Annotated in this window: 20 protein-coding genes; 18 read left to right on the top strand and 2 right to left on the bottom strand. The window is 71.2% G+C overall.

Features of this window, described 5'->3' with window-relative positions; all coding sequences use genetic code 11:
- Positions 1–55: 55 nt before the first annotated feature.
- From murC to ACFWE1_RS12135, 13 genes are all read left to right on the top strand, one after another.
- Positions 56–1459 carry a UDP-N-acetylmuramate--L-alanine ligase gene (gene murC / locus ACFWE1_RS12195; protein WP_376933698.1) on the top strand — a complete coding sequence of 468 codons (1404 nt, stop codon included), beginning with the start codon at positions 56–58 and terminating at the stop codon, positions 1457–1459.
- A 13-nt stretch (positions 1460–1472) separates the two neighbouring features.
- Entirely contained in the window at positions 1473–2537 is a 1065-nt protein-coding gene (locus tag ACFWE1_RS12190; protein WP_376933697.1) for an FtsQ-type POTRA domain-containing protein, read from the top strand.
- Between the two features lie 181 nt (positions 2538–2718).
- Complete coding sequence (gene ftsZ, locus ACFWE1_RS12185; protein ID WP_376933696.1) at positions 2719–3924, top strand: cell division protein FtsZ; 1206 nt, start codon at positions 2719–2721, stop codon at positions 3922–3924.
- Positions 3921–4592: a YggS family pyridoxal phosphate-dependent enzyme gene (locus ACFWE1_RS12180; protein WP_376933695.1), complete on the top strand. Its 672-nt coding sequence runs from the start codon at positions 3921–3923 to the stop codon at positions 4590–4592. The genes ftsZ and ACFWE1_RS12180 overlap by 4 nt, the downstream gene beginning before the upstream one ends.
- Positions 4593–4625: 33 nt before the next feature.
- A complete protein-coding gene (locus ACFWE1_RS12175; protein ID WP_243568521.1) occupies positions 4626–5114 on the top strand; it encodes a cell division protein SepF in 489 nt (162 codons plus the stop codon).
- A gap of 6 nt (positions 5115–5120) precedes the next feature.
- On the top strand, positions 5121–5438 hold the full coding sequence (locus ACFWE1_RS12170; RefSeq protein WP_376933694.1) for a YggT family protein: 318 nt from the start codon (positions 5121–5123) through the stop codon (positions 5436–5438).
- A 124-nt stretch (positions 5439–5562) separates the two neighbouring features.
- Positions 5563–6249 (top strand): DivIVA domain-containing protein, encoded by a 687-nt coding sequence (locus ACFWE1_RS12165; RefSeq protein WP_376933693.1) that lies wholly within the window; start codon positions 5563–5565, stop codon positions 6247–6249.
- Positions 6239–6889 (top strand): signal peptidase II, encoded by a 651-nt coding sequence (gene lspA / locus ACFWE1_RS12160; protein WP_376933692.1) that lies wholly within the window; start codon positions 6239–6241, stop codon positions 6887–6889. The genes ACFWE1_RS12165 and lspA overlap by 11 nt, the downstream gene beginning before the upstream one ends.
- Positions 6889–7809, top strand: coding sequence for an RluA family pseudouridine synthase (locus ACFWE1_RS12155; RefSeq protein ID WP_376933691.1), 921 nt, complete (start codon positions 6889–6891; stop codon positions 7807–7809). Before lspA ends, ACFWE1_RS12155 begins: the two co-directional genes overlap by 1 nt.
- Positions 7810–7944: 135 nt before the next feature.
- A complete protein-coding gene (dnaE, locus tag ACFWE1_RS12150) occupies positions 7945–11415 on the top strand; it encodes a DNA polymerase III subunit alpha (protein ID WP_376933776.1) in 3471 nt (1156 codons plus the stop codon).
- Between the two features lie 43 nt (positions 11416–11458).
- Positions 11459–12769 carry a histidinol dehydrogenase gene (gene hisD / locus ACFWE1_RS12145; RefSeq protein ID WP_376933690.1) on the top strand — a complete coding sequence of 437 codons (1311 nt, stop codon included), beginning with the start codon at positions 11459–11461 and terminating at the stop codon, positions 12767–12769.
- Between the two features lie 36 nt (positions 12770–12805).
- Positions 12806–13279, top strand: a complete 474-nt coding sequence (gene nrdR, locus ACFWE1_RS12140; protein WP_189086504.1) for a transcriptional regulator NrdR — start codon at positions 12806–12808, stop codon at positions 13277–13279.
- Positions 13280–13320: 41 nt separating this feature from the next.
- Positions 13321–14379, top strand: coding sequence for a quinone-dependent dihydroorotate dehydrogenase (locus ACFWE1_RS12135; protein WP_376933689.1), 1059 nt, complete (start codon positions 13321–13323; stop codon positions 14377–14379).
- A gap of 36 nt (positions 14380–14415) precedes the next feature.
- Here ACFWE1_RS12135 and ACFWE1_RS12130 read toward each other — a convergent pair whose 3' ends face one another.
- Positions 14416–15501 carry an App1 family protein gene (locus tag ACFWE1_RS12130; protein ID WP_376933688.1) on the bottom strand — a complete coding sequence of 362 codons (1086 nt, stop codon included), beginning with the start codon at positions 15499–15501 and terminating at the stop codon, positions 14416–14418.
- 115 nt (positions 15502–15616) lie between these two features.
- Between ACFWE1_RS12130 and ACFWE1_RS12125 the strand changes: the two genes are divergently transcribed.
- The 5 genes from ACFWE1_RS12125 (at position 15617) to ACFWE1_RS12105 (ending at position 19544) form a co-directional block, all read left to right on the top strand.
- On the top strand, positions 15617–16279 hold the full coding sequence (locus ACFWE1_RS12125; protein ID WP_376933687.1) for a TetR family transcriptional regulator: 663 nt from the start codon (positions 15617–15619) through the stop codon (positions 16277–16279).
- 97 nt (positions 16280–16376) lie between these two features.
- The gene (locus ACFWE1_RS12120) at positions 16377–17189 is read left to right on the top strand and encodes an ABC transporter ATP-binding protein (RefSeq protein WP_376933686.1); all 813 of its coding nucleotides are present in this window, start codon (positions 16377–16379) and stop codon (positions 17187–17189) included.
- On the top strand, positions 17186–17878 hold the full coding sequence (locus ACFWE1_RS12115; RefSeq protein ID WP_376933685.1) for an ABC transporter permease: 693 nt from the start codon (positions 17186–17188) through the stop codon (positions 17876–17878). Before ACFWE1_RS12120 ends, ACFWE1_RS12115 begins: the two co-directional genes overlap by 4 nt.
- Positions 17875–18618 carry an ABC transporter permease gene (locus ACFWE1_RS12110; protein ID WP_376933684.1) on the top strand — a complete coding sequence of 248 codons (744 nt, stop codon included), beginning with the start codon at positions 17875–17877 and terminating at the stop codon, positions 18616–18618. Before ACFWE1_RS12115 ends, ACFWE1_RS12110 begins: the two co-directional genes overlap by 4 nt.
- Positions 18615–19544, top strand: a complete 930-nt coding sequence (locus ACFWE1_RS12105) for an ABC transporter substrate-binding protein (RefSeq protein ID WP_376933683.1) — start codon at positions 18615–18617, stop codon at positions 19542–19544. The genes ACFWE1_RS12110 and ACFWE1_RS12105 overlap by 4 nt, the downstream gene beginning before the upstream one ends.
- A 27-nt stretch (positions 19545–19571) precedes the next feature.
- Here the strand turns inward: ACFWE1_RS12105 and ACFWE1_RS12100 are convergent, their stop codons facing one another.
- The gene (locus ACFWE1_RS12100; RefSeq protein ID WP_376933682.1) at positions 19572–20321 is read right to left on the bottom strand and encodes a DedA family protein; all 750 of its coding nucleotides are present in this window, start codon (positions 20319–20321) and stop codon (positions 19572–19574) included.
- Positions 20322–20334 lie beyond the last annotated feature (13 nt).

The raw sequence follows: 20334 nt of genomic DNA, 5'->3' as shown, positions 1-20334 counted from the left end.
AAGGGGGAGCACCGAGCTCCCGAGAACACCGACCAGCGAGGAAGAGCCACCCGACGTGACGATCAAGCCCGACCCCTCCACCGAGATCCCCGCCGAGCTCGGCAACGTGCACTTCGTCGGCATCGGCGGTTCCGGCATGAGCGGCATCGCGCGACTCGTGCTCGGCGACGGGCACCGCGTGACCGGGTCCGACGTGCGGGACTCGGCGAACGTGCAGGCGCTGCGTGAGCTCGGCGCGGAGATCGCCATCGGCCACGACGCGGCCAACCTCCCCGACGATGTCGACACCGTCGTCGTGACCGGTGCGCTCTGGCAGGACAACCCCGAGTACCAGCTCGCGCTCGAGCGCGGGGTGCCGGTGCTGCACCGCTCGCAGGCGCTCGCGGCGCTCATCGGCGGCCGCCGGCTCGTGTCCGTCGCGGGCGCGCACGGCAAGACGACCTCGACGGGCATGATCGTCACCGGCCTGCTGGCGCTCGGCGCCCGGCCGAACTTCGTGAACGGCGGGGTCATCGAAGGGCTCGGCGTGAGCGCGGCCGCGGGCGACGGCGAACTGTTCGTCGTCGAGGCCGACGAGTCCGACGGCTCCTTCCTGCTCTACGACACCTCGGTCGCGCTCATCACGAACGTCGACCCCGATCACCTCGACCACTACGGCTCGCGCGAGGCCTTCGAGCAGGCGTTCGTCGACTTCGCCGACCGGGCGCGCGAGCTCGTCGTGATCTCCTCGGACGACGCCGGTGCGCTCCGCGTCACCGAGCGGCTCTCGCACGCGAACATCGTGAGCTTCGGTGAGGCCGAGGGGGCGACGGTGCGCGTGCACTCGATCGAGACCGACGGCCCGGTCGCCTTCGCGCTGAGCTACCGCGGCGCCGAGTACCGGGCCCGGCTGCGCGTCCCCGGCCGGCACAACGCGATCAACGCCGCCGGCGCGTTCGCGGTGCTGGTGGGCCTCGGCTTCGACCCGCAGCTCGCGCTCGACGGGATCGCCGGCTTCGCCGGGACCGGCCGCCGATTCGAGCTGCACGGCACGGTCGGCGGGGTCAGCGTCTACGACGACTACGCCCACCACCCGACCGAGGTCGCCGCGGCCCTCGCGGCCGCACGCACGGTCGTGGGCGATGGGCGGATCATCGCGGTGCACCAGCCGCACACCTACAGCCGCACGCAGGCCTTCGCCAAGGAGTTCGCCGAGGTGCTCGAGCAGTACGCCGACGAGACCGTCGTGCTCGACGTCTACGGCGCGAGGGAGGACCCGGTCCCCGGCGTCACCGGGGCGCTCGTGAGCGAGCGCTTCGACGACGCCGAGCGGGTGGCGTTCATCGCCGACTGGCAGGAGGCCGCCGACCACACGGCGCAGATCGCGCGCGACGGCGACTTCGTGATCACCCTCGGCTGCGGCGACGTCTACCGCATCGTCCCGCAGCTGCTCGCCTCGCTCGAGCGGCAGCGCGGGTGAACTCGGGGCTCGTGTGAAGCGGCCGCAGGGGTTCGACGGGCCGCGTGCGCCGCGCCCCGGTCGTGACCGGCCCGCGCCGAGCGAGCCGCGGGCGCCCGCGCCGGTCTCGCTCCGGCGGGGCGGCGTCGAGCGCATCGAGCCGGATGCCGTCACCGCACCCGTGCCCGTCGTCGGCGGCGATCCGAACGCGACGGTCCCGCTCGGCACCGCGCCGCTCGTGGCGCCGCCGGCCTCGAACCCTGTGGAGCGCGGCGACGCCGACGCGCCGGCATCCGAGCCCGAGCGTCCGTCGCCCGCCGCCTCGGCCGCCGCGGAGGCCCGGGCGGCGCGGAAGGCGCTGGCCGCGGCCGAGCGCGCGAGGCGCAGCTACGAGCGCCGCGAGGTCCGCCGGTTCACGGCGCACACGCGTCGTCGCCGGCGGGCGTGGCTGATCGGGATCGGCGCTGCGGCGCTCTTCGTCGGCGGGGTGCTCGCCATCGCCTACTCGCCGGCCATGGCGCTGCGCGAGGTGCGCGTCGAGGGCGCCTCCCGGATTCCACCGGAGCAGATCCAGGCCGCCTTCGAGGGCGAGCTGGGCACGCCGCTGCCGCTCATCGGCTCCGGCGAGGTGAACACCGCGCTCCGTGCCTTCCCGCTCATCGAGACCTACTCGACCGAACTGGTGCCGCCCGGCACGCTCATCGTCCGCATCACCGAGCGCACGCCGGTGGGCGTGGTGCAGGGAGCCGAGGGGCTCGAGCTTGTCGACGCCGCCGGCGTCGTCATCGACCGCCCGGCCGAACGCCCGGAGGGCCAGCCGCTCATCGAGGCCGGCGCGACGAACGGGGCCGGGTTCCGCGCGGCGGCCGGCGTCGTGCGCGCGCTGCCGGACGACATCCGGAGCCAGCTCGTGCGGGTCACCGCCGAGACGGCGGACGACGTGCGCCTCGAGCTCTCGAGCGGCGCCTCGGTCGTGTGGGGGAGCGCTGAGGACTCGGCGCTGAAGGCGGTCGTGCTCGCTGGGCTGATGAAGAACGCCGCTCCGGACTCGGTCGGCCTGTACGACGTCTCGGCGCCGACGAGCCCCGTCACCGACTGATCCGGCGTCGACGGGGCGGATTCAGTGCTGGGGAGCACGAATCGGGCCATCCGTTCGCGACACGCGGTGTGTCGTCGTCGCGCAGGCGGGGCGGGGGACCTACCGTCGTTCTCAGGAATTGCATACTCAGCAAAACTTTAACCTTCGACTTGAGGTTCAAGGTTCCCAGGGAAGGCCGAACATGTCGACAAACCAGAACTACCTCGCCGTCATCAAGGTCGTCGGCATCGGCGGCGGCGGCGTCAACGCCGTCAACCGCATGATCGAGCTGGGCCTGCGCGGCGTCGAGTTCATCGCCATCAACACCGATGCCCAGGCGCTGCTGCTGAGTGACGCCGACGTCAAGCTCGACGTGGGTCGCGACCTCACCCGCGGACTCGGCGCCGGCGCCGATCCCGAGGTCGGCCGTCGTGCGGCCGAGGACCACGCGGAGGAGATCGAGGAGGCGCTCGCCGGCGCCGACATGGTCTTCGTGACCGCGGGCGAGGGCGGCGGCACCGGCACCGGCGGCGCCCCGGTCGTCGCGCGCATCGCGAAGTCGATCGGCGCGCTCACGATCGGTGTCGTCACCAAGCCGTTCAGCTTCGAGGGCAAGCGCCGGCAGACGCAGGCCGAGCAGGGCGTGGCGCGCCTGAAGGAAGAGGTCGACACCCTCATTGTGGTGCCGAACGACCGGCTGCTCGAGATCAGCGACCGCGGCATCTCGATGCTCGAGGCGTTCTCGACCGCGGACCAGGTGCTCCTCGCCGGTGTCCAGGGCATCACCGACCTCATCACAACCCCCGGCCTCATCAACCTCGACTTCGCCGACGTGAAGAGCGTCATGCAGGGCGCGGGCTCCGCGCTCATGGGGATCGGCTCCTCGAGAGGGGCGGATCGGGCGATCAAGGCGGCGGAGCTCGCCGTCGCAAGTCCGTTGCTCGAGGCCTCCATCGACGGGGCGCACGGCGTGCTGCTCTCGATCCAGGGCGGTTCGAACCTCGGCATCTTCGAGATCAACGACGCCGCGCGGCTCGTGCAGGAGGCCGTGCACCCCGAGGCGAACATCATCTTCGGCGCCGTCATCGACGACACCCTCGGCGACGAGGTGCGCGTCACCGTCATCGCCGCGGGCTTCGACGGGGGAGAGCCGCAGCCGAAGCAGGCGGTCGAGGCGCGTCAGCAGACCGCCGTCCCCGCGGCGGTCGGTGCGGCCGTCGGAGCGGCCGGGGTGCTCGGCTCGGGCGAGCCCGGCGACCCGATCGCCGAGATCGACATCGACGAGCTCGTCGAGACGGCGAGCTGGGGCTCGTCGGAGACCACCGCGAGCACCGCCGACCAGATCGTCTCCGACCCGGCCTTCGACGACGACGGCGACGACCTCGACATCCCCGACTTCCTGAAGTGAGCGAGCTCGCCGACCGGCTGACCGCGGTCCGTGCCGGCATCTCGGATGCCGCGACCGCGGTCGGCCGCTCGCCCGAGGAGCTCACGACGATCGTCGTGACGAAGTTCCATCCCGCCTCGCTCGTGCGCGAGCTCTTCGAGCTCGGGGTGCGCGACGTGGGGGAGAACCGGCACCAGGAGGCGCAGGTGAAGGCGGCGGAGCTCGCCGAGCTCGAGCTCCGCTGGCACTTCGTCGGGCAGTTGCAGAGCAAGAAAGCCAGGCAGGTCAGGGCGTACGCCTCGGTCATCCACTCGATCGACCGGGCCGCCCTCGTCGACGTGCTGCGCTCGGAGGAGACGAGCGTCGACTGCTTCGTGCAGCTCAACCTCACCGACGACCCGGGCCGCGGGGGCGTGGCTCCCGCCGAGCTCGAGCCGCTCGTGGAGCACGTGCTCGCGACGCCTGGGCTGCGGCTCCTCGGCCTCATGGCCGTCGCGCCGCTCGACGAACCGGCGCGGCCTGCGTTCGCCAGGGTCCGCGAGCTCTCCGAGCGCGTGCAGCGGCTCGCCCCCGAGGCGGGCGCGCTGTCGATGGGGATGTCGCACGACTACGCCGATGCGATCGCCGAGGGTGCGACACACCTGCGCATCGGTACCGCAATCACGGGGAATCGCCCGGAGCGCGGTTAACCTCGAAGAGACGAAGAACACCGGAGGGCAGCGATGTCGAACCCGCTCAAGAAGACCATGGTCTACCTCGGCCTCGCCGACGAGGAGCTCGAGACCGAGGCTCCCCAGCAGCAGGCCGCAGCGGCGGCCCCGGCTGCACCCGCCCAGGCCGCGCCCGTCGCGGCTGCCGCCCCGAAGCAGGCGCCGGTGACGCCGCTGCGCAAGCAGCACATCCAGCCGGTCGCCCCCCAGGTGGAGATGAACGAGATTCTCACGGTGCATCCGCGCCAGTACCGCGACGCCCAGGTGATCGCCGAGTCCTTCCGCGAGGGGGTGCCAGTGATCATCAACCTGTCGCAGATGTCCGACAACGACGCCCGTCGCCTCATCGACTTCGCGAGCGGGCTCTCGCAGGGCCTCTCCGGCAAGATCGAGCGCGTCACGAGCAAGGTGTTCCTGCTCTCGCCGGCGCACGTCGTGATCTCCGGCGAGAGCGGCGAGGCCGACGACGACGTGGATGCGTCGTTCTTCACGCGCGCGTAGCCGGCGGTGGGCGCCCTCTCCGTCGTCTGGAGCATCCTCTCGACGCTGCTGCTCATCTACTTCTTCGTGATGTGGGGGCGGTTCGTGCTCGATCTCGTGCGCACCTTCAACCGCAGCTGGCGGCCGCGCGGCGGCTGGCTGGTCGTGGTCGAGGCCGTGTACACGATCACCGATCCGCTCATCAAGTTCTTCCGGCGGCTCGTGCCGCCGTTGCGCCTCGGTCCCGTGGCGCTCGACCTGGCGTGGAGCCTGGCCATGCTCATCGTCATCGTGGCGATGACCGTGGTCTCCTGGCTCTCGCAGGTCACCGCGCTCGCTGGCTGACGATCTCCTGCGAGCATTGCAGGCCGAGACGATCGGCCCTGCGGTCGCCCGAACGCGGGTGGTACCGTAACCTGAACGTGATCCGACAGTTCGACAGTTTCGACAGATTTGAGGGTGAGCAGCCATGGCGCTAACTCCGGAAGATGTGGTCAACAAGCGCTTCCAGGCGACGAAGTTCCGTGAGGGCTACGACCAGGACGAGGTCGACGATTTCCTCGATGAGGTGGTCGTCGAGCTGCGCCGACTGAACCAGGAGAACGAGGAGCTGCGTCAGCGCCTCGCCGCCGCAGAGGCCCGCACCTCCGACCAGCCGGCGGCGCCGGCGCCGGCGGCCCCCGCGCCCGCCGCGTTCACCGAGCCCGTTTCGCAGCCGGCCACCGTCGCCGTGCCGACGCAGCAGCCGACCCCGCAGTCGGAGCTCGACGAGCAGACGTCGACGACGAACCTCCTCCAGCTCGCCCGCCGGCTCCACGAGGAGCACGTGCGCGAGGGCGTCGAGAAGCGCGACGCGCTCATCGCCGAGGGGCACGCGACCGCGGCCCGTCTCGTCGCCGAGGCCGAGGCGAAGCAGCGCCAGCAGATCGGCATCCTCGACCAGGAGCGCGTCGCGCTCGAGAAGCGGGTCGACGAGCTGCGCGTCTTCGAGCGCGAGTACCGCCAGAAGCTGAAGAGCTACATCGAGGGTCAGCTGCGCGACCTCGACACCGCCTCGCCGGTGCAGGTCTCGGGCAACCAGGGCTTCTCGGCCCCCGTGAGCGCCTCGGCGCAGGGCGAGCAGCCGGCGCCCACCTTCCAGGGCTTTGGCGCCTGAGCGCAGCGCGAAGGTCGGCACCACCACCGCACTCCTGGTCCTGGCCGGCGCCGCCGTCGTGGCGTACGGCCTCGACCAGCTGAGCAAGTACCTGGTCGTCTCGAACCTCACCGAGGGCGAGACGGTCCAGGTGCTCGGGCAGGTGCTCGAGTTCCAGTTCGTGCGGAACCCGGGTGCGGCGTTCTCGCTCGCGAGCGGGATGACCTGGATCTTCACGATCCTCGCGGCCGGCGTCATCACCTTCATCATCTGGTTCGCTCGGCGCATCAAGTCGGTGGCCTGGGCAATGGTCTTCGGGCTGCTGCTCGGCGGTGTGCTCGGCAATCTGACCGACCGGCTGTTCCGTGAGCCGAGCTTCGGGCTCGGCCATGTCGTCGACTTCATCTCGACGCCGTGGATGCTCCCCGCGATCTACAACGTCGCCGACATCTCGATCGTGTCGAGCATGGCGCTGTTCATGATCCTGACGATCCGCGGCATCGGGCTCGACGGCTCACGCGAGGAGCGTCGGCCGAAGGGCGCGAAGGCGAGCGAGTCCGTCGCGGCCGAGCCCCAGACGAGCGCGGATGCCGAGCCAGGGGGCGAGACCGAGGCCGGGCCGCGGGCCAGCCTCTCGGCGCCCCGACCGAGCGAGTCCTGATGGAGCACCGCTCCCTGCCCGTCCCGGACGGGCTCGAGGGCGCGCGCGTCGATCAGGGGCTCGCGAAGCTGCTCGGCTTCTCGCGCACGCAGGCGGCCGAGGTCGCCTCGGCCGGCGGCGTGCTCCTCGACGGCGCGGTCGCCGGCAAGTCCGACCGCCTGCGCGCCGGAGCCTGGCTCGAAGTGAGCTGGGAGCCGCCGCGCACCCTCGAGGTCGAGCCGATCGCGGTGCCCGAGCTCGGCATCGTCCACGACGACGACGAACTCGTCGTGGTCGACAAGCCGGCCGGCGTCGCCGCGCATCCCTCGCTCGGCTGGACCGGGCCGACCGTCGTCGGCGCCCTCGCCGCGGCGGGCTTCCGCATCTCGACCTCCGGTGCGCCGGAGCGGCAGGGCGTGGTGCACCGCCTCGACGCCGGCACGAGCGGGCTCATGGTGGTCGCGAAGTCCGAGCGGGCCTACACGGCGCTGAAGCGCGCCTTCCACGACCGCGAGGTGGAGAAGATCTACCACACGGTGGTGCAGGGGCACCCCGACCCGTTCGTCGGCACGATCGACGCGCCCGTGGGCCGTCATCCGCGCTCCGAATGGAAGTTCGCGGTCGTCGCCGACGGCAAGCACGCGGTCACCCACTACGAGACGCTCGAGGCCTTCCCCTCCGCGTCGCTGCTCGAAGTGCACCTCGAGACCGGGCGCACCCACCAGATCCGCGTACATATGGCGGCGCAGCGGCATCCCTGCGTCGGCGACGCGATGTACGGCGCCGACCCCACGATCTCGGCCCGGCTCGGGCTCGAGCGCCAGTGGCTGCACGCCAAGCAGCTCGCCTTCACCCACCCCGGCACGGGGGAGTGGGCGACGTACGAGTCGGAGTACCCGGCCGATCTCGCCCGCGCGCTCGAGCTCCTGCGCGCCGACTGAGCCGTCGCCGCCCACGGTGTGGGAGGGTCGCCGTAGACTCGCAGCACACCCCAGATCCACCAGCAGCACCACCCGATGAGGAGCCCCGTGGCCGCCGATTCCTTCGTTCATCTGCACGTCCACTCCGAGTACTCGATGCTCGACGGCGCCGCGAGAATCGGGGAGCTCATCAAGGCCGCCCAAGGGCACGAGATGCCCGCCGTGGCCGTCACCGACCACGGCAACGTGTTCGGCGCCTACGACTTCTGGAAGCAGGCGACCGACGCCGGCATCAAGCCGATCATCGGCACCGAGGCGTACCTCACGCCGCGCACCGACCGGCGCGACAAGACCCGTGTGCGCTGGGGCGACGGCGGCGGCGACGACGTCTCCGGCTCCGGTGCGTACACGCACATGACGCTGCTCTCCGAGACGACCGAGGGCATGCACAACCTGTTCCGGCTCTCGAGCCGGGCCTCGATCGAGGGCTACTACTTCAAGCCCCGCATGGACCGCGAGCTGCTGCAGACCTACTCGAAGGGGCTCATCGCCACGACCGGCTGCCCCTCCGGCGAGGTGCAGACCCGGCTCCGCCTGGGCCAGTACGACGAGGCGGTGAAGGCGGCCGCCGAGTTCCGCGACATCTTCGGTCGCGAGAACTTCTTCTGCGAGATCATGGACCACGGTCTGGGCATCGAGAAGCGCATCATGGACGACCTGTTCCGGCTCGCGAAAGACCTCGGGCTCCCGCTCGTCGCGACGAACGACCTGCACTACACGCACGCGCACGACGCCAAGAGCCACGCCGCGCTGCTGTGCGTGCAGTCCGGTTCGACGCTCGACGACCCGAACCGCTTCAAGTTCGACGCCGACGAGTTCTACCTGAAGACCGCCGCCGAGATGCGCCACCTCTTCCGCGACCACCCCGAGGCGTGCGACAACACGCTCGCGATCGCCGAGCGCTGCGACGTGCAGTTCAACACGAGCGCGAACTACATGCCGCGCTTCCCCGTTCCCGAGGGCGAGAACGAGGAGAGCTGGTTCGTGAAGGAGGTCGAGAAGGGGCTGCACCTGCGCTACCCGAACGGCATCCCGGCCGACGTCCGCAAGCAGGCCGACTACGAGGTCGGCGTCATCAGCCAGATGGGCTTCCCCGGCTACTTCCTCGTCGTCGCGGACTTCATCAACTGGTCGAAGGAGAACGGCATCCGGGTGGGCCCGGGCCGCGGCTCCGGCGCCGGCTCGATGGCGGCCTACGCGATGAAGATCACCGACCTCGACCCGCTCCAGCACGGCCTCATCTTCGAGCGCTTCCTGAACCCCGACCGCGTCTCGATGCCCGACTTCGACGTCGACTTCGACGAGCGTCGTCGCGGCGAAGTCATCAAGTACGTGACCGAGAAGTACGGCGAGGAGCGCGTCGCGCAGATCGTCACCTACGGCACGATCAAGGCGAAGCAGGCGCTGAAGGACTCGGGGCGCGTGCTCGGCTTCCCCTTCTCGATGGGCGAGAAGCTCACCAAGGCGATGCCGCCGGCGGTGATGGGTAAGGACATCCCGCTCTCGGGCATCGTCGACAAGGAGCACCCGCGCTACAAGGAGGCGGGCGACATCCGGGCGATCATCGAGACCGACCCCGAGGCCCGCACCGTCTTCGACACCGCCCTCGGGCTCGAGAACCTGAAGCGCCAGTGGGGCGTGCACGCGGCCGGCGTGATCATGTCGAGCGACCCGCTGATCGACATCATCCCGATCATGAAGCGCGAGCAGGACGGCCAGATCGTCACGCAGTTCGACTACCCCGCCTGCGAGTCGCTCGGGCTCATCAAGATGGACTTCCTGGGGCTGCGCAACCTCACGATCATCGACGACGCGCTCGACAACATCGAGGCGAACCGGGGCTTCCGCCCGGTGCTCGAAGACCTGGCGCTCGACGACCAGCCGGCGTACGAGCTGCTGTCGCGCGGCGACACGCTCGGCGTGTTCCAGCTCGACGGCGGCCCGATGCGCTCGCTGCTGCGGCTCATGAAGCCCGACAACTTCGAAGACATCTCGGCGGTCATCGCGCTGTACCGGCCCGGCCCCATGGGCGCGAACTCGCATACGAACTACGCGCTCCGCAAGAACGGGCTGCAGGAGATCACGCCGATCCATCCCGAGCTCGCCGAGCCGCTGAAGGACATCCTCGAGACGAGCTACGGCCTCATCATCTACCAGGAGCAGGTGATGGCGATCGCGCAGCGGGTGGCCGGCTTCTCGCTCGGTCAGGCCGACATCCTCCGCCGCGCGATGGGCAAGAAGAAGAAGTCCGAGCTCGACAAGCAGTACGCGGGCTTCTCGCAGGGCATGCTCGACAACGGCTACTCCGAGGCCGCGATCAAGACGCTCTGGGACATCCTGCTGCCCTTCTCCGACTACGCGTTCAACAAGGCCCACTCGGCCGCGTACGGGGTGCTGAGCTACTGGACGGCCTACCTCAAGGCGCACTACCCGGCCGAGTACATGGCCGCCCTCCTCACGAGCGTCGGCGACGCCCGCGACAAGCTCGCGCTCTACCTCAACGAGTGCCGCCGCATGGGCATCAAGGTGCTGCCGCCCGATGTGAACGAGTCGATCGGCTTCTTCGCCGCCGTCGGGGACGACATCCGCTTCGGCCTCGGCGCGGTGCGCAACGTCGGGTTCAACGTCGTCGACGCGATCCGCGCCGCCCGCGACGAGAAGGGCCGCTTCGAGTCGTTCCACGACTTCCTGAAGAAGTCGCCGCTGCAGGTGGCGAACAAGCGCACGGTCGAGTCGCTGATCAAGGCGGGCGCCTTCGACTCGCTGGGCGACACCCGGCGCGCGCTCATCGAGACGCACGAATCGGCGGTCGACGGCGCCGTGGCGACGAAGCGCGTCGAAGCGACGGGTCAGGCCGGCTTCAACTTCGACGACCTCTTCGACGAGGGCGAACGCTCCGAGTCCACCTCGCAGGTGCCGCCGCGGCCCGAGTGGCCGAAGAGCACCAAGCTCGCGTTCGAGCGCGAGATGCTCGGGCTCTACGTCTCCGACCATCCGCTCGCCGGCCTCGAGGTGCCGCTCGCGAAGCACGCCTCCACGAGCATCGCCGACCTCATGAGTTCGGAGCACACGCAGGACGGCGACACCGTGGTGGTCGCCGGTCTCGTGACGAGCGTGCAGCACCGCATCGCGAAGTCCTCCGGCAACCAGTACGGCATGATCCAGGTCGAGGACTTCTCCGGCGAGATCACCGTCATGTTCATGGGCAAGGCGTACCAGGAGTTCGCCCCGGGGCTGCAGGCCGACTCGATCGCGGTCGTCCGCGGCCGGGTCAGCATGCGTGACGACGGCATGAACCTGCACGCCTTCAGCGTCTTCACCCCCGATCTCGGGCAGGGCGACGAGACCGGGCCCGTGATGATCTCGCTGCAGGACGTGCGCGCGACGACCGACACGATCACGGCGCTCGGCGAGGTGCTGGCGCGGCACCGCGGCGACACCGAGGTGCGGCTCCGGCTCCTGAAGGGCGGAACGGCGCGCGTCTTCGAGGTGCCGCATCCCGTGCGAGTGACGGCCGACTTCTACGGCGAGCTGAAGAGCCTGCTCGGCCCCAACTGCCTGAGCTGAGCCGCGCGGTCTCTGGCCCCGGCCTCGCTAGGCTGGAGCCCTGATGCTGCGAACGATCGATCTCCGCGGAACCCGTCCGACCCAGCGCGAGCTGCTCGCGCTCGTGCCCCGTGCCGCCACCGACGTGTCAGCCGCGCTCGAGACCGCGCGCACGCTCGTCGAGGAGGTCCGCGAGCACGGCGAGCAGGCGCTGCTCGCCCAGGCTGAGCGGCTGGACCGGGTGCGCCCGCCGGCGATCCGCGTGCCGGAGTCGGAGCTGCGCGAGGCGCTCGACGCGCTCGACCCCGAGATCCGGCGCGCCGTCGAGTCGACCGTCGAGCGCGTCCGCGCGGCGAGCGCGGCGCAGGTGCCCGCGCCCGAGCGCACCGTGCTCGCCGACGGCGCCGTCGTGGAGCAGCGCTGGCAGCCGGTCGCCCGCGTCGGCCTCTACGTGCCCGGCGGCAAGGCCGTCTACCCCTCGAGCGTCGTGATGAACGTCGTGCCCGCGCAGGCCGCCGGGGTCGCCTCGATCGCCCTCGCCTCGCCGCCGCAGGCCGCGCACGGCGGCCGCATCCACCCGACGGTCGCCGCCGTCGCCGCGCTCCTCGGCATCACCGAGGTGTACGCGATGGGCGGCGCGGGCGCGATCGGCGCCTTCGCCTACGGCGTCGACGAGCTCGGGCTCGATCCGGTTCAGCGCGTCACTGGCCCTGGCAACGTCTACGTCGCGGCCGCGAAGCGGGTCGTCGCCGCGGTCACGGGCATCGACGCGGAGGCGGGGCCCACCGACATCCTGGTGATCGCCGACGAGGCGGCCGACGCCGACTTCGTCGCCGCCGACCTGATCAGCCAGGCCGAGCACGACGAACTCGCCGCCTCGGTGCTCGTGACCGACTCCGAGGTCTTCGCCGAGCGGGTGCTCGAACGGCTCGCCGTCAGGGCGGCGGCGACGAAGCACCGCGAACGCGTGCTCGCGGCCCTCGGCGGGGCGCAGTCGGCCCTCGTGCTCGTCGACGACCTCGAGCAGGCCGCATCGTTCGCGAACGCCTTCGGACCGGAGCACCTCGAGATCCAGGTGCGCGAACCCGACGCGGTGCTCGCCGGCATCGAGAACGCCGGGGCGATCTTCCTCGGCCCGTACTCGCCCGTGAGCCTCGGCGACTACGCCGCCGGCTCCAATCACGTGCTGCCGACGGGCGGCCAGGCGCGGCACGCCGCCGGGCTGTCGGCGGCCACGTTCCTGCGGCCGCAGCAGATCGTCCGGTACGACGAGCGGGCGCTGCGGGAGGTCGCACCGGTGATCGCCGCGCTGTCCGCCGAGGAGGACCTGCCCGCCCACGGCGAGGCCGTGACGGCGCGGTTCCCCGAGGGCTGAGCCCGCCCGCCGGCCCGGGGGTAGGCTTGGCACACCATGTACTGCCCGTTCTGCCGCCACCCAGATTCGCGTGTCATCGACTCCCGCACGAGCGACGACGGACTCTCGATCCGACGTCGTCGGCAGTGCCCGGAATGCGGTCGCCGCTTCTCCACCACCGAGACCGCGAGCCTTGTGGTCATCAAGCGCTCCGGCGTCGTCGAGCCGTTCAGTCGCGAGAAGGTCGTGCTGGGCGTGCGCAAGGCGTGCCAGGGCCGTCCGGTGACCGATTCCGATCTCGCCGTGCTGGCGCAGAAGGTCGAGGAGACCATCCGCTCGACGGGCGCCTCGCAGATCGAGGCGAACGACATCGGCCTCGCCATCCTGCCGCCGCTGCGCGAGCTCGACGAGGTCGCCTACCTGCGCTTCGCGAGCGTCTACCAGGCGTTCGAGTCGCTCGACGACTTCGACGCCGCGATCGCGCAGCTGCGCGAGGAGCACGGCCGGCTGCCGGCACGCCCCGTGGAGTGACGCGCGGAGCGGCGCGTCGGCTCCGGTAGCCTGGCTGCGGCATGTATCGACTCCTCTTCTCGCTCTTCCTGTCGAAGCTCGACCCCGAAGACGCGCACCACCTCGCCTTCCGCGTGATCCGCGCGCTGCCGACCCTGGGCCTCGGGCGCCTCGTCGAGCGGTTCACCGCCCCCGACCCCGCGCTCGCGGTCGAGGCGCTCGGGCTGCGCTTCCCCTCGCCCTTCGGCGTCGCGGCGGGCTTCGACAAGGACGGCTTCGCCGTGCGCGGGCTCGGCAACCTCGGTTTCGGTCACGTCGAGGTCGGCACGATCACCGCGATCGCGCAGCCCGGCAACGAGCGCCCGCGGCTGTTCCGCCTCGTCGCAGACCGGGCCCTGATCAACCGGATGGGCTTCAACAACGGCGGTGCGGATGCCGCGGCCGGCCGTCTCTCACGGCTGTCCCGACGCACCCACCGGCCCGTGCTCGGCGTCAACATCGGCAAGAGCCGGGTGACCGCGGTCGAGGACGCCGTCGCCGACTACGAGCGCAGCGCGAGCGTGCTCGCCCCCTTCGCCGACTACCTCGTGGTGAACGTCAGCTCGCCGAACACGCCGGGGCTGCGCGGACTGCAGGAGCTCGACGCCCTGGCGCCGCTGCTCGAGGCCGTGCGCGCGGCCGCCGGGCGCACACCGCTCCTCGTGAAGATCGCCCCGGACCTGGCCGACGAAGAGGTGCGCCGCATCTGCGCGCTCGTGCTGCGACTCGGCCTCGACGGCATCATCGCGACGAACACGACGATCTCCCGCGCTGGGCTGAAGACCCCGGCGGCCGAGGTCGAGGCGAAGGGCGCCGGCGGCCTCTCGGGCGCCCCGCTCGCGGCCCGCTCGCTCGAGGTGCTCCGGCTCATCCGCGCGGAGGTGCCCGCGGAGCTCTGCGTCGTCTCCGTCGGCGGCGTCGAGACGGCAGCCGACGTGCAGGACCGGCTCGACGCCGGTGCGACGCTCGTGCAGGGCTACTCGGCGTTCATCTACCGGGGGCCGTTCTGGGCGCGGCAGGTGAATCGCGGGCTGCTCCGGTTCCGTCGTTCGCGCGAGCAGGCCGGGCCGCGTTCGCGCTGAGCCCCGTGCCGAGCCGCGTCGGCGCGCCGATCCGGCTCAGGCGTCGGTGCCGCCACGCCCGGTGAGCACGCCGGCCTCGGCCAGACGATCGGCGAGCGAGGACCCGTCGCTGGCGGAGACCCACGGGATGCCGTCGTCGTGCTCGCCCGTCTTCGTGCGACCGCCGGCGAGCACCGCCTCGCCCGTGGAGAGCCGTCGGATCGCCACGGCGGCGACGCGATCGGGGTGGTCCTCGGCGAAGCTCGCATAGAGCTCCTCGTCGTGCTGGCCGTCGTCCCCGATGAGCAGCCAGCGGATGCCTGGGAACTCCTCGGCGAGCCGGCGCAAGTTCTGCTCCTTGTGGGCGCGGCCGCTGCGGAACCAGCGATCGTGCGTCGGCCCCCAGTCGGTGAGGAGCAGGGGGCCGGCGGGGAAGAGGTTGCGCGAGAGGAAGCGCGTGAGCGTCGGCGCGACGTTCCACGCCCCCGTCGAGAGGTAGATCACCGGGGCGCCCGGATGCGAGCGCGCGAGCCGCTCGAAGAGCACCGCCATGCCGGGCGTCGGGATGCGGGCGTGCTCGGCCAGCACGAAGGTGTTCCAGGCCGCCACGAGCGGGCGGGGGAGCGCGGTCACCATGACGGTGTCGTCGACGTCGGAGATGATGCCGAAGTCGGTGTCGGGCGAGACGACGAGGATCGGCGCCTCGACCTCCGCCGAGCCCTCGGTCGAGAGCACGGCGCGGTGCCAGCCGGGCGCGAGCTCGACCGGGATCTTCGTATCGACCACGCCGCCGCGGTCGGCGAGCACCTCGATGCGGACCTCGCCGATGCGGATGACGACCGGAACGTCGCCGACGGGGACGCTCGTGAAGCTCCGCCAGCCGCGGATGCTCTCCTGGCCGGGGCGACGGCGCCGGCGGCCGCTCGGCTCGTCACCGCTGCGGGGCTTCGAAAGGAGGACCCGGCAGAACACGCGGACCCAGTCCGTCGAGCCGTACCCCGTGTAGGGCACGACCGTCGGGACGTGCCCGCGGCGCCTCGCGAACCGCTCCCTGACCTCGTGCACCCAGTCCTCGAAGCGTGCGGCGCCGTGCCGGGCCGTCCGTTCGGGGGGTCCGGGCGGGGGTGGGGGGCTCGCCGGCATCCCCTCAGTCTGTCATGCCCGTGCGGACGGGGTCGAACCGCGGCGCGCGCCGTCCCTGCGGTCGGAGCGGCTCCGGCGGGCAGGTAAAGTAGCCAGGCAAGTCCAAGGAGGTTTCGTGTCGAACGTCGACCTGATCCTCGGTACCGACCACGCTCGGAAGCGTGCCGTCCGTACCGAACCGACCCAGCGTCGCAGCTCGCAGCGCCTCGATGCGCTGCTCGACGCCGCTGCTGAGATCGTCGACGAGATCGGCTTCGAGCGGCTCACCACGCAGATGGTGGCCGAGCGAGCCGGCGCCTCCATCGGCACGGTGTACCGCTACTTCCCCGACCGCGTCGCGGTGCTGCACGCGCTCCGCGAGCGCTCCGTGCGGCGCTACCGCGAGCGGGTGGCCGACCTCTTCGACGGCACGACGTTCGACGGCTGGTGGCACGCGGTCGAGCTGGCCGTCGACGCGTGCATCGACCTGTACCGCGACGAGCCGGGCTTCAGCGTGATCCACGGCTCGGAGCGCGAGCTCAGCGACGACGGCATCGAGCCCGAGTTCGCCGACCGGCTCGCGCGCGTCATCGAGGCCGAGTTCGGCGAGTCGGGCGACGGGGAGGAGCTGCGGTTCCGGCTCGGCGTCGCGATCGAGCTCGTCGACTCGCTCGTGAACCGCGCGTTCATGCGCGACCCCGCCGGCGACGAGCGCTACCTCGGTGAGGCCAAGCGGGTCGTCCGGGAGTACCTCGAGGGCGCGCTCGACGGACGTCGCAGGGTCGAGTCCGCAGCATAGTGCACCCGCGCCGCGCCGATGGAGGCGTTGCCCGCCGGCCGGAATGATGTTTGGCTGGTCCTCGCGTTCGGACCCACCGGGCGGGGGAGAGCGAAACATGATCGAGTTCCGCGGCGTCACCAAGCAGTATCCCGACGGCACGGTCGCGGTCGGGGGTGTGGACCTCGTCGTCCCGCCCCGCACGACCACGGTGCTCGTCGGCACCTCCGGTTCCGGCAAGACCACGCTGCTGCGCATGATCAACCGGATGGTCGACCCGAGCAGCGGGGCCGTGCTCATCGACGGCACCGACGTCGCCACGGTCGACCCGGTGCGCCTGCGCCGTTCGATCGGCTACGTCATGCAGAACTCCGGCCTGCTGCCGCACCGCACCGTGCTCGACAATGTCATGACGGTGCCGCTGCTCACGGGGACGCGCCGCCAGACGGCGCGCGCCAGGGCCATGGAACTGCTCGAGACGGTCGGGCTGGATGCCTCGCTCGCGCAGAAGTACCCCGCACAGCTCTCGGGCGGGCAGCAGCAGCGCGTCGGTGTCGCACGCGGCCTCGCCGCCGACCCCAACATCCTGCTCATGGACGAGCCGTTCGGTGCCGTCGACCCGCTCGTGCGCCAGGAACTGCAGCAGGAGCTCCGCCGGCTGCAGCGTGAGCTCGGCAAGACCGTCGTGTTCGTCACGCACGACATCGACGAGGCGTTCCTCCTCGGCGACCAGGTCGTGCTGCTCCGCACCGGCGGCAGGGTCGTGCAGTCCGGCGAGCCGGCCGAGTTCCTCGCGAGCCCCGCCGACGACTTCGTCAGCGGCTTCGTCGGCGCCGACCGCGGACGCCGCCGCCTGCGGCTCGAGGAGGTCGACGGCCGCAGGGTCGTCGTCGACGAGGACGGCCGACCGGCGGGAGTCCTCGAACCGTGAACTGGCTCGTCCAGAACCTGGGCCTCGTCGGCGAGCTGCTGCTCGTGCACCTCGCATTGTCGGTGCCGGCGATCATACTGAGCTTCGTGATCGCGATCCCGATCGGCTACCTGGCGCACCGGCAACGGTGGGCCAGAGGGGTGCTGCTCACGCTCTGCGGGGTGCTCTACGCGATCCCCTCGCTCGCGCTGTTCATCGCGCTGCCCGCGATCACGGGCTTCGGCATCCGCTCGCCGCTGAACCTCGTCGTCGCGCTGACGCTCTACGGCGTCGCGGTCATGGTCCGCACGGCCGCCGACGCCTTCGACGCGGTGTCGCCCGACACCCGGCTCGCGGCCACCGCCATGGGCTACTCCGCCGTCGGCCGGTTCTGGGCGGTCGAGCTGCCGCTCGCCGGGCCCGTGCTGCTCGCCGGGCTCCGCGTCGTGATCGTGAGCACCGTGAGCCTCGTCACCGTCGGCGCCGTGATCGGCGTGCAGAGCCTCGGCAGCCTGTTCACCGACGGGTTCCAGCGGGGCATCGTGGCAGAGATCGTCACGGGCATCGTCGCGACGATGTCGCTCGCCCTCGTGCTCGATGCGCTGAGCGTGCTCGCGGGTCGGCTGCTGCTGCCCTGGGCGCGACGGGCGGCCCCCGGCCGGCGCAGTTCGTCGCAAGCCGCCCAGATCGAGGCGGGTGAGCCGGCATGAACCTCTTCGCCGACGCGATCGCCTGGCTGCTCGACCCGGCCAACTGGGGCGGGCCGAGTGGCATCGCGGCGCGGTTGCTCCAGCACCTGGCGGTCTCCGCGGTCGTGCTCGTCATCGCCGCCGTCATCGCCCTCCCCGTCGGCGGGCTGATCGGCCACACCGGCCGGGGCAAGCAGCTCGCCGTGATGGTGTCGGGCGGGCTCCGCGCACTGCCCACGCTCGGCGTGCTGACGCTCTTCGGCCTCTGGCTCGGCATCGGCCTGCGCGCCCCCGTGCTCGCGCTCGTCATCCTCGCCATCCCGCCGCTGCTCGCCGGCGCCTACGCGGGCTTCGAATCGGTCGACCGGCGCACCGTCGACGCGGCCCGCGCGATGGGCATGCGCGAGACGCAGATCGTCGGCAAGGTCGAGCTGCCCATCGGGCTGCCCATCGTGGTCGGCGGCATCCGCTCGGCGGCGCTGCAGGTCATCGCCACCGCGATGCTCGTCGCCTACCTAGCCGACGTCGGCCTCGGCCGCTTCATCTTCGAGGGGCTGAAGACGCGCGATTACGCGCAGATGCTCGGCGCCTCCCTCCTCGTCATCCTGCTCGCCCTCGTCGTCGACGGCGCGTTCGCCCTGCTGCAGCGCCTCGTCACTCCGACCGGGGTGCGTCTCGCCCGCTCCGCCCGCACGGGCGGCGAGCCGGCGCGCACGCGCACCCCTGCCCGACGCACCATCACCGAAGGGAATCCAGTATGAACACGGCACGCACCACCCTCCGCATCGCCCTGGCGGCCGTCGCCGTCGGCGCGATGACCGCCCTCGCGGGCTGCGCCTCCGGCGGCGACCCGCTCCAGGAATCGTCCTCGCCGGGCGGCTCAAGTGGCGACACCATCGTCATCGGCTCGCAGGACTACTACTCGAACGAGATCATCGCCGAGCTCTATGCGCAGGCGCTGGAGGAGAACGGCTTCACGGTCGACCGCCAGTTCCGCATCGGGCAGCGCGAGGTCTACATGCCCGAGATCGAGGACGGCTCGATCGACGTCTTCCCCGAGTACACCGGCAACCTGCTGCAGTTCTTCGAGCCCGACACCACGGCGACCACGAGCGACGACGTCTACACCGCGCTCGAGGGCGCGCTGCCCGACGGGCTGCGCGTGCTCGAACAGTCGCCCGCGACCGACCAGGACTCGTACAACGTCACCAAGACGTTCTCCGAGACGAATAACGTGAAGAGTCTCGCCGACCTGAAGAACGTCACCTCGAAGATCACGCTCGGCGGAAACTCCGAGCTCGCAACCCGGCCGTACGGGCCGGAGGGGCTGAAGTCGGTGTACGGCGTCGACGTGGCCTTCACGCCGATCGAGGACAACGGCGGCCCGCTCACCCTCAAGGCGCTCGTCGACGATCAGGTGCAGATGGTCAACATCTTCAGCGCCGACCCGAACATCGCCGCGAACGATCTCGTGACGCTGGAAGACCCCGAGGGGCTCTTCCTCGCCTCGAACGTCGTGCCCGTGGTGAGCGAGAAGGTCACCGACGAGATGGCGAAGGTCATCGACACGGTGAGCGCGGCGCTCACCCCCGAGGACCTCGTCGCGCTGAACTCGCTGAGCGTCAACGAGCAGCAGTCGGCGGCGCAGATCGCGAAGGACTGGCTGGCCGAGAAGTCGCTGTTCTGAGCTTCGCAGAGGGGTCGGAGTCCCGGGTCACGCCCGGGGTTCCGGCCCCTCCGTCGTGCGCGGGCCCGCCTCGCCGTCGCGCAGGACGGCTCCGTCCGCCGAGCTCGCCCCGCCTACGACCGCGTCGCCCAGCACCGCGTCGTCGTCGAGGTGGCGGGCCTCGGAGCGGAGGATCAGCTTCTTCGCGATCCAGACGACGACGAGGAACACCGCGATGACGGCCACGAAGACGTAGCCGGCCCAGTGCAGCTCCCGGCTGAGCTCTCGGTAGCTGCCCGCCGCGACCCAGCCGACCGTCGTGTACGCCGCGGCCCAGATCGCGCAGGCGGGCGCGGTCCAGGCGAGGAAGCGGCGGTAGCTCATCGTGCTCATGCCGACGGTGAGCGGAACGAGCGAGTGCAGCACCGGCAGGAAGCGCGAGATGAACACCGCGGGCCCGCCGCGCCGGTCGAGGTAGCGCTGCGCCCGCTGCCAGTTCGCCTCGCCGATGCGCCGGCCGAGCCGCGAGTGCTGGATGCGCGGGCCGAACCAGCGGCCGAGCACGAAGCCGATCGTCTCGCCGAGGAGTGCGCCGACGATGACCGTCACGAGCATCGCCACGTACTGCGTGCCGTTCTCGATCGCCGTCGAGGCGACGATGACGACCGTGTCGCCGGGCACGATGAGGCCGATGAGCACGGAGGTCTCGAGCATGATGCCGATCCCCGCCAGCACGGTGCGCAGCACCGGGTCCACGCTCTGGACGGTGTCGAGGATCCAATCGAGCAGCTCGTTCATCGTGACCGAGCCT

Source organism: Agromyces sp. NPDC060279 (genome assembly GCF_042726785.1).
Lineage (GTDB): Bacteria > Actinomycetota > Actinomycetes > Actinomycetales > Microbacteriaceae > Agromyces.
Note: the sequence above shows the minus strand (reverse complement) of the source record. Positions and strands in the feature narration are given on the sequence as shown.

Bases quoted from the DNA above. Each gene is read 5' to 3' on its own strand.
- ACFWE1_RS12155 (WP_376933691.1), top strand. From the start codon at position 6,889: ATGGAGCACCGCTCCCTGCCCGTCCCGGACGGGCTCGAGGGCGCGCGC.
- nrdR (WP_189086504.1), top strand. From the start codon at position 12,806: ATGTACTGCCCGTTCTGCCGCCACCCAGATTCGCGTGTCATCGACTCC.
- ACFWE1_RS12120 (WP_376933686.1), top strand. From the start codon at position 16,377: ATGATCGAGTTCCGCGGCGTCACCAAGCAGTATCCCGACGGCACGGTC.
- ACFWE1_RS12105 (WP_376933683.1), top strand. From the start codon at position 18,615: ATGAACACGGCACGCACCACCCTCCGCATCGCCCTGGCGGCCGTCGCC.
- ftsZ (WP_376933696.1), top strand. From the start codon at position 2,719: ATGTCGACAAACCAGAACTACCTCGCCGTCATCAAGGTCGTCGGCATC.
- ACFWE1_RS12165 (WP_376933693.1), top strand. From the start codon at position 5,563: ATGGCGCTAACTCCGGAAGATGTGGTCAACAAGCGCTTCCAGGCGACG.
- hisD (WP_376933690.1), top strand. From the start codon at position 11,459: ATGCTGCGAACGATCGATCTCCGCGGAACCCGTCCGACCCAGCGCGAG.
- ACFWE1_RS12100 (WP_376933682.1), bottom strand. From the start codon at position 20,321: ATGAACGAGCTGCTCGATTGGATCCTCGACACCGTCCAGAGCGTGGAC.
- ACFWE1_RS12130 (WP_376933688.1), bottom strand. From the start codon at position 15,501: ATGCCGGCGAGCCCCCCACCCCCGCCCGGACCCCCCGAACGGACGGCC.
- ACFWE1_RS12135 (WP_376933689.1), top strand. From the start codon at position 13,321: ATGTATCGACTCCTCTTCTCGCTCTTCCTGTCGAAGCTCGACCCCGAA.
- dnaE (WP_376933776.1), top strand. From the start codon at position 7,945: ATGCTCGACGGCGCCGCGAGAATCGGGGAGCTCATCAAGGCCGCCCAA.
- ACFWE1_RS12110 (WP_376933684.1), top strand. From the start codon at position 17,875: ATGAACCTCTTCGCCGACGCGATCGCCTGGCTGCTCGACCCGGCCAAC.
- ACFWE1_RS12175 (WP_243568521.1), top strand. From the start codon at position 4,626: ATGTCGAACCCGCTCAAGAAGACCATGGTCTACCTCGGCCTCGCCGAC.